Origin of the sequence: Neisseria chenwenguii, assembly GCF_002216145.1 — a bacterium.
GTDB lineage: Bacteria > Pseudomonadota > Gammaproteobacteria > Burkholderiales > Neisseriaceae > Neisseria > Neisseria chenwenguii.
In genome coordinates, this window is the sequence record NZ_CP022278.1 from 1,578,177 (window position 1) to 1,591,255 (window position 13,079).

Annotated in this window: 10 protein-coding genes and 2 tRNA genes; 5 read left to right on the forward strand and 7 right to left on the reverse strand. The window is 53.1% G+C overall.

Annotation, left to right across the window (positions count from 1 at the left end):
- The first annotated feature begins 124 nt into the window (after positions 1 to 124).
- Positions 125 to 1,258 carry a polyamine ABC transporter substrate-binding protein gene (locus tag BG910_RS07790; protein WP_089036350.1) on the forward strand — a complete coding sequence of 378 codons (1,134 nt, stop codon included), beginning with the start codon at positions 125 to 127 and terminating at the stop codon, positions 1,256 to 1,258.
- Positions 1,259 to 1,592: 334 nt separating this feature from the next.
- Here BG910_RS07790 and BG910_RS07795 read toward each other — a convergent pair whose 3' ends face one another.
- Both BG910_RS07795 and BG910_RS07800 read right to left on the reverse strand, forming a co-directional pair.
- Positions 1,593 to 3,251 (reverse strand): electron transfer flavoprotein-ubiquinone oxidoreductase, encoded by a 1,659-nt coding sequence (locus BG910_RS07795; protein ID WP_089036351.1) that lies wholly within the window; start codon positions 3,249 to 3,251, stop codon positions 1,593 to 1,595.
- A gap of 311 nt (positions 3,252 to 3,562) precedes the next feature.
- A complete protein-coding gene (locus BG910_RS07800) occupies positions 3,563 to 4,291 on the reverse strand; it encodes a YebC/PmpR family DNA-binding transcriptional regulator (protein WP_089036352.1) in 729 nt (242 codons plus the stop codon).
- A 335-nt stretch (positions 4,292 to 4,626) separates the two neighbouring features.
- Here BG910_RS07800 and BG910_RS07805 point away from each other — a divergent pair, with 335 nt between their 5' ends.
- Complete coding sequence (locus BG910_RS07805; RefSeq protein ID WP_089036353.1) at positions 4,627 to 6,048, forward strand: alanine/glycine:cation symporter family protein; 1,422 nt, start codon at positions 4,627 to 4,629, stop codon at positions 6,046 to 6,048.
- Positions 6,049 to 6,139: 91 nt separating this feature from the next.
- Here the strand turns inward: BG910_RS07805 and trhA are convergent, their stop codons facing one another.
- The 3 genes from trhA to BG910_RS07820 form a co-directional block, all read right to left on the reverse strand.
- Complete coding sequence (gene trhA, locus BG910_RS07810) at positions 6,140 to 6,766, reverse strand: PAQR family membrane homeostasis protein TrhA (protein ID WP_089036354.1); 627 nt, start codon at positions 6,764 to 6,766, stop codon at positions 6,140 to 6,142.
- Between the two features lie 248 nt (positions 6,767 to 7,014).
- Positions 7,015 to 7,089, reverse strand: a tRNA-Glu gene (locus BG910_RS07815).
- Between the two features lie 12 nt (positions 7,090 to 7,101).
- A tRNA-Arg gene (locus BG910_RS07820) sits at positions 7,102 to 7,178 on the reverse strand.
- A gap of 117 nt (positions 7,179 to 7,295) precedes the next feature.
- On the opposite strand from BG910_RS07820, the gene BG910_RS07825 reads away from it, so the two are divergent.
- A complete protein-coding gene (locus BG910_RS07825; protein ID WP_089037192.1) occupies positions 7,296 to 8,669 on the forward strand; it encodes a 3'-5' exonuclease family protein in 1,374 nt (457 codons plus the stop codon).
- A 271-nt stretch (positions 8,670 to 8,940) separates the two neighbouring features.
- Entirely contained in the window at positions 8,941 to 9,840 is a 900-nt protein-coding gene (locus tag BG910_RS07830) for a metal ABC transporter solute-binding protein, Zn/Mn family (RefSeq protein WP_089037193.1), read from the forward strand.
- Positions 9,841 to 10,053: 213 nt separating this feature from the next.
- On the opposite strand, the gene BG910_RS07835 is transcribed toward BG910_RS07830, so the two are convergent.
- Positions 10,054 to 10,797 carry an OmpA family protein gene (locus BG910_RS07835; protein ID WP_089036355.1) on the reverse strand — a complete coding sequence of 248 codons (744 nt, stop codon included), beginning with the start codon at positions 10,795 to 10,797 and terminating at the stop codon, positions 10,054 to 10,056.
- A 429-nt stretch (positions 10,798 to 11,226) separates the two neighbouring features.
- Between BG910_RS07835 and BG910_RS07840 the strand changes: the two genes are divergently transcribed.
- Positions 11,227 to 12,177 (forward strand): CysB family HTH-type transcriptional regulator, encoded by a 951-nt coding sequence (locus BG910_RS07840; protein WP_089036356.1) that lies wholly within the window; start codon positions 11,227 to 11,229, stop codon positions 12,175 to 12,177.
- 99 nt (positions 12,178 to 12,276) lie between these two features.
- On the opposite strand, the gene fnr is transcribed toward BG910_RS07840, so the two are convergent.
- Positions 12,277 to 13,011, reverse strand: a complete 735-nt coding sequence (gene fnr / locus BG910_RS07845; RefSeq protein ID WP_089036357.1) for a fumarate/nitrate reduction transcriptional regulator Fnr — start codon at positions 13,009 to 13,011, stop codon at positions 12,277 to 12,279.
- Positions 13,012 to 13,079: the final 68 nt, after the last annotated feature.

Genomic DNA, 13,079 nt, shown 5'->3' on the forward strand with positions numbered 1-13,079 from the left:
GATTCTAAACCCTTGCGCCGAAAAGGGTTTTGCCGTTTAATACGCTGCCGCCGAAATCCTGCGGCCAGCGCGTGCGGCCAACCGTTTCCGCTGTTTGTAAAACGATTTTTTAGGACTTCCTACCATGAAAAAAAAACTGTTGGCCTCCGCTCTGACGGTGCTCCTCTTGACTGCATGCGGCGGCGACAAAGCCGCCTCCTCCGAATCCCAAGCCGCAGGCGCGCCTGCTTCCAACCGCCTCAACCTCTACATCTGGTCGGACTACGTCGATCCGGCTACCGTAACTGAGTTTGAAAAAACCAATAAAATCAAAGTGGAATCCGCTTATTACGATAGCAACGAAACGTTGGAAGCCAAAATCCTGACCGGCAAATCCGGCTACGATCTCGTTGCTCCCTCGATTGCCAACGTCGGCCGCCAAATCAAAGCCGGCGCGTATCAGAAAATCGACAAATCCCAAATTCCCAACTACAAAAACATCGACCCCGAACTCTTGAAAATGATGGATCAGGTTGATCCGGGCAACGAATACGCCGTGCCTTATTTCTGGGGCATCAACACGCTGGCCATCAACAAAGACCTCGTAGCCAAAGCGCTGGGTACCGACAAACTGCCTGAAAACGAATGGGATTTGGTATTCAACCCCGAATACACCGCCAAACTGAAATCCTGCGGCATCAGCTATTTCGACAGTGCCACCGAACAGCTGCCGCTGGCTTTGAAATATATCGGCAAAGACCCGAACAGCGAAAGCGCCGACGACATGAAAGAAGCCGTCGCCATGATGAAAAAAGTGCGCGGCGACATCAAACGCTTCAGCTCGTCCGGCTACATCGACGACATGGCAACCGGTAACCTCTGCGTCGCCATCGGCTACGGCGGCGACCTCAACATCGCAAAAAACCGCGCCCTCGAAGCGAAAAACGGCGTCAACCTCGAAGTCTTGACCCCGAAAAGCGGCGTCGGCATTTGGATCGACTCGTTCATGATTCCGAAAGACGCGCACAACGCCACCAACGCGCACAAATACATCAACTACACGCTCACGCCCGAAGTGGCGGCGAAAAACGGCAATTTCGTCACCTATGGCCCCGCCAGCAAACCCGCGCGCGAGTTGATGGAGAAAAAATATGCTGACGATCCGTCGATTTTCCCGAGCGAAGAAGTGCGTAAAAACAGCTTCGTCGTGCTGCCGAAATCTTCGACCGCCACCAAATTCGCTGTCAAACTTTGGCAGGGTTTGAAAGCAGGCCGGTAAGTGGTTTCATCAAACAGAAGGCCGTCTGAAAAGTTTTCAGACGGCCTTCTGTTTTTGCACGCGTTTTGATCTGATAGCCGAGACCTTTGCAAAACTAAGAAACGTCCACCCGAATGCCGTCTGAAACGGTTAATCATTCAACCGACTTCATTCCCGTGCAGGCGGGAATGACGGATTTGGCGTTTCAGACGGCCTTCCAATTTTTACACACGTTTCGGCCTGAGGTCTCTGCGTTCCCGAAGATCTTAAAATCCGTGCCGAACATAAAAAAAACAACCCGATAAAACGATGCCGTCTGAAAAATTTCAGACGGCATCGTTTATTTCCCAATATCCTACATCGCCCCGTAATTCGGCCCGCTGCCGCCTTCAGGGCAAATCCAGACGATGTTTTGCGTCGGGTCTTTGATATCGCAGGTTTTGCAGTGTACGCAGTTGGCGGCGTTGATTTGCAGTTTGGGCTGTCCGCCTTCTTCGACGATTTCATACACGCCCGCAGGGCAGTAGCGGGTTTCGGGCGAGGCGTATTGTTTGTAGTTGACGTCGATCATGACCTGCGGATTTTTCAGGGTCAGGTGGTCGGGCTGGTTTTCTTCGTGGGCGGTGTTGGCGAGGAAAATGCTGCTCAGGCGGTCGAAGGTCAATACGCCGTCGGGTTTCGGATAGTGAATCGGCGTACAGCCGGCGGCTTTTTTGAGCTGCTCGTTGTCTTTGCCGTGGTGGCTAAGCGTCCACGGCGCTTTGCCTTTGAAAATCATCTGGTCGAGACCGGTGTAAACCATGCCGGCATACAAACCCCATTTAAACGAGGGGCGCACGTTTCGCGCGGCGTGAAGTTCCTGATGCGCCCAGCTTTGTTCAAACAGCTCTTGGTATTGCGCCGCTTCTTTGCCGCTTGTGCACTCGGTTTCTTCCAAGTTTTCCAATATCGGGAACACGGCCTCTGCCGCCAGCATGGCGGATTTCATGGCGGTATGGATGCCTTTGATGCGCGGCATATTGAGGAAACCGGCGGCGTCGCCGACCAATGCGCCGCCGCCAAACGTCAGTTTGGGCAGGCTTTGCAAACCGCCTTCCACCAGCGCGCGCGCGCCGTAGGCGATACGGCGGCCGCCTTCGAATGTTGTGCGGATGTCGGGATGGGTTTTGAAGCGTTGGAACTCTTCAAACGGCGACAGATACGGGTTTTGGTAATCCAAACCGACCACGAATCCGACCGCGACTTTGCTGTCGTCGAGATGGTAGATAAACGCGCCGCCGTAGGTTTTGCTGTCGAGCGGCCAGCCGCAGGTGTGCACCACCAAGCCCGCTTGATGTTTTTCAGACGGCACTTCCCAAATTTCTTTAATGCCCAAGCCGTAAGTTTGCGGCTGGCTGTTTTGGTCGAGGCCGAACTTCTCGATGATCTGCTTGCTCAGCGAACCGCGGCAGCCCTCGGCAAACAGCGTCTGCTGCGCCCAAAGCTCCATGCCGGGCTGGAAATTGTCGGTCGGTTCGCCGTCTTTTCCCACGCCCATATTGCCCGTGGCAATGCCTTTGACCGAACCGTCTTCATGGTAAAGCACTTCCTCCGCCGCAAAGCCCGGATAGATTTCCACGCCCATATTTTCCGCCTGCTCCGCCAGCCAGCGCACGAGTTCGCCCAAGCTGACGATGTAGTTGCCGCGGTTGTCGAAATTCGGCGTAACGGGCAGGTTGAACGCTTTTTTCTCTCTTAAAAACAAAACCTTGTCTTGAGTCACGCTGCGCATCAGCGGCGCACCGCGTTCTTTCCAATCGGGCAGCAGTTCGCCCAGCGCAATCGGATCGATGACCGCGCCCGCCAACGAATGCGCACCAACCTCCGAACCTTTTTCCACCACGCAGACGCTGATTTCGCGCCCCGCCTGTTCGGCAAGCTGCTTGAGCCGGACGGCGGCCGACAAGCCCGACGGGCCTGCGCCGACAATCACGACGTCGTACTGCATACTGTCGCGTTCGATGGATTCGGTCATGGTAGTGGTTCCTGTGGTGTTTTTTAGTTTAAAGGGTCAGACGGGCAGGGCGGTTTTCAGACGGCCGCCCGATTGGCAGAATACAGACAAGGCGCGGAATTATACAGTAGTAACAAATTGTTACCAATGCAGATAAGTTAAACAGGGGCCGTCTGAATGCTTCGGCTATGCTCGGCACAAGTGCTTCGGCTGTACTTGGTAACGGATTTTCAGACGGCCTCAATGCCGAAATGCCGTCTGAAAATATCCGGCTTCCCGTTCCCAAACAAAAAAAGCAGGCTGTCGAACCTGCTTTTTTACTTATCCGCCACTTAGTCGAAATTCAGAACGGCAGAGGTGTAAACGTTTTGCACGTCGTCCAAATCTTCCAGCGCATCAATCAGTTTCTGCATTTTCACCGCATCTTCGCCGCTCAATTCGGCTTCGTTTTGCGCGCGCATGGTCACTTCTCCGTCGATGGCTTTGTAGCCCGCGGTTTCCAGCGCGGCTTTTACGCTGCTCCAGTCGTTTGGCGCGGTAATCACTTCAATCGAGCCGTCGTCGTTGACGACCACATCTTCTGCACCCGCTTCCAGAGAGGCTTCCATCAGCGCGTCTTCATCAACGCCCGGCTCGAAAACCAGATAGCCCTGATGAACGAAGTTGAACGCGACGCAGCCGTCGGTGCCGAGGTTGCCGCCGTTTTTGGTAAAGGCATGGCGCACGTCGGCGACGGTGCGGGTTTTGTTGTCGGTCAGGCAGTCCACCATCAGCGCGGCGCCGCCGATACCGTAGCCTTCGTAACGCAGTTCGACGTATTCCACGCCCTCTAGGTTGCCCGTGCCTTTGTCGATGGCGCGCTGCACGTTGTCTTTGGGCATATTGTTTTCGGCGGCTTTTTCCAAAGCCAGACGCAGGCGCGGATTGGCGCTTGCATCGCCGCCGCCCATGCGCGCGGCGACGGTGATTTCTTTAATCAGTTTGGTGAAGATTTTGCCGCGTTTGGCGTCTTGTCGGGCTTTTTTATGCTGGATATTCGCCCACTTGCTGTGGCCTGCCATGTTGAATCCTTTCGCTTTTTTGCGGTTTACGCCGCAGATTGGGTCGGTATTTGAAATACGCGCATTTTAACATAAGTTTGACGCCCCCGAAATTCGGCGGCCGGCGCGTGGTTTTCAGACGGCCTGCCGGTTTTACGGCGGCATTCCGTTAACTTTTGTTATAACCTTCCAAGGTTTGTGTTTTGAATAAAAGCTCTTTATAGTTATGGGCTTGCTCTGTTTCTGCCAAAACAGGGCGTTCGGACGGAAGGCCGTCTGAAAATGCGGAACACAAGGGGAGTAGCTGCCGCCGCGTTCCGTATATCTGTTAACTTTCTCTTTTTCAGAGGTTTTTTATGGAAGCAACATTGTCTCAGCTGGTGGGCTCGGTCAATACGGTTTTGTGGGATTATCTGCTGATTTATGCCTTAATCGGCATCGGTCTGTTTTTTACGCTTTATCTGGGTGCGCCGCAGATTACCAAACTCGGAACGGGATTCAAGTCTGTATTCGGCGGATTGTTCGGCAAAAGCGGCGATAAAGACCACAAGTCTCTATCCCAATTCCAAGCGCTGGCTGTTGCCGTATCGGCGCAAATCGGCACGGGTAACGTCGCCGGCGTCGCTACCGCGATTACTGCCGGCGGGCCGGGCGCGATTTTTTGGATGTGGCTGTCTGCCGTTTTGGGGATGTCCACGATTTTCTCCGAAGCAGTTTTGGCACAGAAATACCGCGTGGTCAGCCACGGTAAATACATCGGCGGCCCGGCGTTTTACATTACCCACGGTCTGACGCCGAAAATCGGGCGCACGCCGGCGCGCTTTCTCTCGGGCTTTTTCTCGATTGCCATCATTGTTGCGCTGGGTTTCATCGGTAATGCCACGCAGGCGAACTCCATTGCTTCGGCCGTTACCATTGCTTTTGATGTTCCGGCTCTGGTGGTCGGTATCGGTTTGGCGGTGTTGGCTGGACTGATTATCGTCGGCGGTGTTGACCGTATCGCCAATGTCGCGCAATTTGTCGTGCCGTTTATGGCGGTAATTTATATTATTTGTGCGGTGGTCATTCTGTTTCAATTTTCCGATCACATCGGCCCGATGATTAACCATATTTTTGTCGCTGCATTTAATCCTGAAGCCGTGATGGGCGGTGCCGCAGGCATCGGCATGCGCGAAGCGGTGCGTTACGGCGTGGCACGCGGCCTGTTTTCCAACGAAGCAGGTATGGGTTCGACGCCGCACGCCCACGCAACGGCGGATGTCAAACACCCTGTCCAACAGGGTTTGGCAGCGTTTATCGGCGTATTTATCGACACCATTTTGGTCTGCACCGCAACGGCGCTGATTATTCTGCTGACCGATGCCAACCTTTCGGGCTTGAAAGGTGCGGCAGTAACACAACAGGCGTTTACCACTGCATTCGGCGGCATCGGCTCCAAACTCCTCGCCGTCTGCCTGACATTTTTTGCCTTTACTACCATTATCGGCTGGTATTACTTCGGCGAATCCAATATCTGCTTCCTGTTCCGCGGACGGCATTTGGGTATTTACCGCACTTTGGTTTTGTGTGCCATCGTATTGGGTACGCTTGGCAAAGTCGATTTGGTTTGGAGTCTGTCGGATATGTTCAACGGCTTCATGGTCATTCCAAACTTAATCGCCTTATTCTTGTTGCGCAAAGAAATCCGCGCTGTTTACGACGACTATCTGGCGCAGACCAAAGCCGGAAAAGAACTGTCGTATCAGTATGAATTTCATGAGTTTCACGACAAAGGTTAAACTGTCGGCGCAAACAAAAAACCTCTCAGGCAAACTGAGAGGTTTTTCTTTTTTCAGACGGCATCCCAAGCGGCTGAGGCCGTCTGAAAACCTATAAAACGTAAAAATAAATACAGACAAACTGCGCGAGGCTGCCGCCCAATACAAACAGATGCCAGATGCCGTGGCCGTGTTTGATTTTGTGGTCGTTTACAAACCAGTAAATCCCGGCGCTGTATAAAATGCCGCCCAGCGCCAGCCAGAACAGCCCTGCGGCAGAAAGCGTTTTCGCCAGCGGGTACATCGCCACCAGAATCAGCCAGCCCATCACGACGTAAATCACCAGCGACAGCAGCCGTTTCTCGCTCCTGCGCCCGATGGTCAGCTCTTGAATGATGCCGAACAGCGCCAACCCCCACGACACGCCGAACAGCGACCAGCCCCAACCGCCTTTGAGCGTAACCAGCGTAAACGGTGTGTAGCTGCCGGCAATCAGCAGGTAAATCATGCAATGGTCGATTTTCTGCAAAACCGATTTGGCTTTGGGTTGAGGGATGCTGTGATAGAGCGTCGAACCCAAATAGAGCAGAAACAGGCACACGCCGTAAGTGATGGCGCTGGCGAGTTTGTAGGGGTCGAAATCCGACACTGCTTTCACAATCATCAGCACCATGCCGGCAACGGCCAGCATCGAGCCGGCCAGATGGCTGTATGCGTTAAAACGTTCACCGTGATACATAGGATTTGTTCTCATTTTTCGGATGGAATATAAGTGTACGCGAAAGGCGGTTCAAAAAGGCCGTCTGAAAGATAAAGATTGGTTAAGGGTTTTGGGTAGGCGCTTCCTAAAAACACTCATGCCGTCTGAAAAGTTTTCAGACGGCATGAGTTCTTAATAGCGGGAAAAAATGGCGGATCGGTGGGCACAAAACAAAACGCACAAAAGCAAAAAGCGCTTCTGCCGAAACAGAAGCGCTTTTCAAAATCTGGCACGCCCACGGGGAATCGAACCCCGGTTACCGCCGTGAAAGGGCGATGTCCTAACCGCTAGACGATGGGCGCGGATATTGTGTTTGGCGCACCCGGAGCGATTCGAACGCCCGACCCTCTGGTTCGTAGCCAGATACTCTATCCAACTGAGCTACGGGTGCAACACAACGAAGTCAGTATTCTATGGGCGGTTGCCGTATCTGTCAAGCATTTAGCTGGAAAAAATTTCGGGAGCGTGTAAAATGCGCGTTTATTTGTTGAATTTACAGGGAAAGAAAATGGCGCACGCTTCCCGCTGGCCGCGTTTGGCTGCTGCATTTGCCCGACTCGGCCTGCCTGTGGCGGTGGTGGATTTGGAATCGACGGGCGGCAATATGATGCAGGACAGGATTACCGAAGCGGCGGTGGTGCGTTTTGAAAACGGCCGAGTAACGCGCCATGAATGGTTGGTGAATCCACGGCAGCCGATTTCCGACTTTATCGTCCGTCTGACCGGCATTACCGACGAAATGGTCGCCGATGCGCCCGAGTTTGCCCAAATCGCGCCCGATTTGCTGCCGCTGTTGCGCGGTGCGCTGGTTGTGGCGCACAACAGCCGTTTCGATTATCCCTTTTTGCGCAGCGAATTTCAGCGTGCCGGTTTGGCGTTTGCCGCGCCCGCGCTGTGTACTGTCCAGCTTTCGCGCCGCCTCTATCCGCAGTTTCACAAACACAATCTCGACAGCATCATCGAGCGCTTCGGCATCGAAGTGGGAAGCCGCCACCGCGCCATGACTGATGTTTTGGCGCTGTGTGATTTTTTGGAACACAGTTTGGGCGAAAAAAATGCCGACGACTGGGAAAACCAGTGCCGTGCGCTGATAAATCCGAAAATGCTGCCGACCTGGCTGCCGGATCATCTGGTCGAACCGCTTTACGCGCTGCCTGACGGCGCAGGCGTGTCGGTGTGGTTTGACGCCTTCGGGCAGGCGCAGGCGGTGGAGGCGCACGAGCGGGCGTATCCCGAAATCGCCGCGCAGCTTCACAGCAAAAAAGTGCCGGTTTATATGCGTTCCGCTTCGGCGGTCAGATTTCTGCCTGCTCTCGGCAGCCTGCACGCCTTATGGCTGAAAGCACAGGCCATGCGGGAACACAATCTGAGGCCGTCTGAAAACGTCCGTACCGCCGTGACCGTGCAGTTTGCCGAAGACGAACGCGGACGGCTGCAAGCGCGGATTGTGCCGATGAAAAACGGCAGCCGAAGCACCCGCAGCTACGGTTTTTTCCTGCACAAAAAAGCTGCCAAACGCGCGCTGGCCGATTGGGCGCAAACCCACAACCTCTGCCCCGATACGCTTGGAATCCTGCCCGAAACCTATGCCCAAAACGAACCCTGCCCCGTCTCGGCGTCCGGCCGCTGCGCCTGCGGAAACGACGATGCGGTGCAAAACGACCGCATCCGCGAGTTTGCCCGCCTGCTGCCCGTTGCCGATTGGGGGCGGGCGCACGAAATCGAAATTACCGAAACCGATCCGCTCTCTGGGCAAAGCATCACGCTAACCTGCGCCGGTGGTGCGCTTGCCCTGCCGGACGGATGTTGGTATTACGATGAAACGCTGCCGGCGGTGTTGAAAGCGAAGTTTAAGCAGGGCACGGTGAAAGTGATTGCTTGAGTTTTTTCAGACGGCCTTTATTAGGCAGGTTTTGATTTTTTCACGGCGTTTAATTTGTAGGCAAAGGTAAACAGAAGCAGGCCGTCTGAAAAAACGGCCTGCTTCTGTTTGAATGTTCGAACCTAAAAAATCCCCGCCGGCTTCGTCTGGCACATTCCGCTGATTGCCTTGCAGACTGCTTTTCGGCGAATTTTTTCAGACGGCCTGCTTGTTTAAAACGGCGGGCTGTTTTAAACTGTCGGCAATGTTACGTTATATCAAAGGAAAAATCATGAAATCTTGGAAACTCGGTCTGGTGGCGGCTTTGTGTTCGGGTACGGCTTATGCGGCGCCGATGCCGGTTGTGACCAGCTTCAGCGTGTTGGGCGATGTGACCAAACAGATTGGCGGCGAGCGTGTGGCGGTGCAGAATCTGGTCGGCGCGAATCAGGATTCGCATGCTTATCATATGACTGCGGGTGATGTGAAGAAAATCCGCGCGGCCAAGCTGGTTTTGCTCAACGGCTTGGGTCTGGAAGCGGCTGATGTCCAGCGCGCGGTCAAGCGGAGCAAAGTGCCGTTTGCCGAGGCGGCGAAAGGCATTCAGGCTTTGAAAGCGGAAGAGGGGAGCCATCATCACGAACACGACGGCCATGACCACAACCACGGCGAATTTGATCCGCACGTCTGGGCAGACCCTGTGTTGATGCAGACTTATGCGCAAAACGTCGGCAACGCGCTGATTCAGGCCGATCCTGCGGGCAAGGCGTATTACCAGCAGCGGCTGACGGCGTATCAAAACCAGCTCAAAAAACTGCACAGCGATTCGCAGGCGGCGTTTAACAGCGTTCCTGCCGCCAAACGCAAGGTTTTGACCGGACATGACGCGTTTTCCTATATGGGCAAGCGTTACGGCGTAAACTTCATTGCGCCGCAAGGCGTCAGCAGCGCGGCTGAGCCGTCGGCTAAACAGGTCGCCGCCATCATCCGCCAAATCAAGCGTGAGGGCATTAAGGCGGTGTTTGCGGAAAACATCAAAGATGCGCGCATGGTTGACCGCATCGCCAAAGAAACCGGCGTACGCGTGAGCGGCAAGCTCTATTCCGACGCGCTGGGCGGCGCGCCTGCCAACAGCTACATCGGTATGTACCGCTACAATGTGAAAGCGCTGACTGATGCGATGAAGCGTTAAGTTTGGGAGTGGAGGAGGCCGTCTGAATCAAACCGGGGATTATCTGATGCAATTAATCCAAATTTAAAAACATTGCGGCGGCGCCTCCTGTTTTACATGAGGGATAAAACGAACATCGGAGTAGGCTTCTGGATTAGAAAGGAAAGATTTTGGGCTTTAACATGGTAAATCAAAAAAAACCCCGCGTAAGCGGGGTTTTTATCAGATAACCGATTAAGGTTTGGCGTAGCCGTGTACACCGTTGTAAGGAGCAGGAATCCAGCCCTCGTCAACAGCAGGACGCTCGCCTTGTACTTGACCCGGAGAAACTTGACGGGTAACTAGGCTGCGGATTTTAACATCTACGCGACGATCAGGCTCGATACAGGCGATAAGCGCAGCGCGACGTTTGGCTTTGGAAACTTTTTTGCCCATTTGAGCAACTTCTGCTTCACAAGTGGCAGTCATCTGCGCTTGAGACTCACCCAAGCCGGCAGCGGAAATTTTGCTTGAAGCAACACCTTGACCTACCAAGTAGTTAGCCACTACGTTGGCACGACGCTCAGACAACGCTTGGTTGTATTGCTCGGAACCCATAAAGTCGGTATGACCTTCAACGCGTACGGTTTGTACGTTTTCATTGCTCAGGCGTTGAGCCAGAGTGTTCAGGTTTTCTTGAGCCTCAGGACGCAGGATGTCTTTGTCGAAACCGAACAGAGCTTTGGCAGACAGAGAAACAGTTTCGTCAACGTATTCGGGATCCTGACGGACTTCTTGTGCATCACCGCACTCGATGCGGCCTTGAGTGGCTTTATCGAAGTAAGTATTTTTCCAACACTCGCCGTAGCTGTTGCGTACGACTTCTTGAGACTGGCTGCTTACGGTGTAGCCGTGTTTGGTATGCGCTTCACTTGCCATTGCGGTGCCCGAAGCAACCATAGCAACGAACAATGCGCTTAATTTCAGCTGTTTGGTCATTTTATTCCCTCATCAAGATTGTTATGCAACGGATACGGAAGCAACCGCTACAAGTTCACCAATATACAAACCGCAGCATAAAAAACGGCGGTCAATCGGATATTTCAGGTTGCACTATAAAGAAGCAAAGTGCAGGCTGTCAATACTCAAACTGCCGATTTATAGCGAAACTGCTTGCCTCCTGCGGGCAATCATGCCGAAAAACCAACGGTGTGTCATTCATTTAGGCGGAAAATTCTATTCTAAGCACTTAAAAGTTGCGGGAAAACAACATAAATTTTCCATTGCATTCCATTTTTATATATTGCATTCGGATACTTTAATAAAAAACAAACAGCTACTTATCCTGTTAAACTGCATCGGGCAGGCTCGGGCAAAATATGCTAAATTACGCGCTGTTTGTCGTACAAAACCCACAACCAAGCCGATATGAAACTGCAACAACTCCGCTACGCCCTTGAAGTTTACCGACACAATCTGAATGTTTCCGAAGCAGCCGATGCGCTGTTTACCTCGCAACCGGGCATTTCCAAGCAAATCCGGCTGTTGGAAGAAGAGCTGGGCATTCAGATTTTCATCCGCAGCGGCAAGCGCGTGGTTTCGGTCTCGCAGCCGGGCATGGCAGTCTTGGAAATTTCCGAGCGGATTCTGCGGGATGTCCAAAATATCAAGAACATAGGCAGCGAATTTACCGATTACGACAGCGGTTCGCTGACCATTGCGACCACGCACACCCAAGCCCGTTATGTTCTGCCGCATATTGTAGCGGATTTTGTCAAGCGTTATCCGAAAGTCAGACTGACAGTCAAACAGGGTAGCTCTGCGGATATTGCGCAAATGGTCGGAAACGGCGAGGCGGATATTGCCATTGTGACGGAAAAACTTGACGAGCAGCCGGAATTGCGCAAACTAGATTGTCACCAATGGAATTATGCAGTTTTTGTACCCGACAGCCATCTGCTGCTGGAATGCCGCAATCCTTTGAGTATTGAGGATTTGGCGTCGTTTCCGCTGCTGACTTACGAATCCGCGTTTCAGGCCGGCAGCAGCGTTGCTCGGGCGTTTGAGAAAGCCGGGCTGGATCACCCCGAAATTGTGTTGGCCGCAGCCGATACCGATGTGTTGAAAACTTATGTCCGATTGGGACTGGGCGCGGGTTTGATGGCAAAAACGGCCTATAACGCCGAAACCGACAAAGACTTGCAGGCCGTCGATGTTGCCCATCTGTTTGAACCGTCACCGGTTTGGATTGCGGTACGCGCCGATACTTATCTGCGCGGCTACACTTATGATTTTATTGAGATGTTCTCGCCCAAGCTGACGCGGGAAGCGGTTGACCGCATTCTTTATATGCCGATTGTCGAAGATTTCTCGATTTAGTTTTTAGGGATATAAATAATGGCCGTCTGAAAATTCGATTGCTGAGCGCAGTTGAAGTTTTCAGACGGCCTTTTTCATTTATCAATATTTAGGTTGGGCTTACATCGCGTGTGCACAACCCGATACCATTTTTTTCAAAGCCTGCGTATCCAAGAGTTTGATGTGTTTGTGCTCCACCTGAATCAATCCGTCGTGATGAAATTTCGACAATGTACGGCTGACCGTTTCCAGTTTCAACCCCAAATAACTGCCGATTTCCTCGCGGGACATCCGCAAGATGAAATCGTTGGCGGCAAAACCGCGCGCATACAGGCGGTTGGACAGATTCAGCAGGAAGGCTGCCAAACGTTCTTCAGCGCGCATATTGCCGAGCAGCAGCATCACGCCCTGATCGCGCACGATTTCGCGGCTCATCAGGCGGAAAAAGTGGGTTTGCAGGCTGGGGATGTTCTGTCCCAATTCTTCCATGTGCGCAAACGGCAGTTCGCACACTTCGCTGTCTTCCAGCGCGACCGCGTCGCAGCTGTGAACATGGGCGCAGATACCGTCCATACCGATGAGCTCACCCGACATAAAAAAGCCGGTTACCTGATCCCGTCCGTCTTGGCTGGCGACGGTGGTTTTGAAGAAACCGGCGCGGATGGCAAAAAGCGAAGTAAACGGCTCGCCCGCGCGAAACAGGTATTCGCCCTTTTTCAGACGGCGGCTCTGGCGGATAACGGCATCTAATTGGGTAAATTCGTCCGGCACAAGCCCCACGGGCAAACAAAGCTCACGCAAAGAACAGGTGGAGCATAAAGTTTTCATCGGATGTGAATCATTGTGCGCAGCCATAAAACACCTTTATTGTAAAAACTTCTTGTGATCGGACTGATAAATTATTGACTCAGGTCAAAATAAGA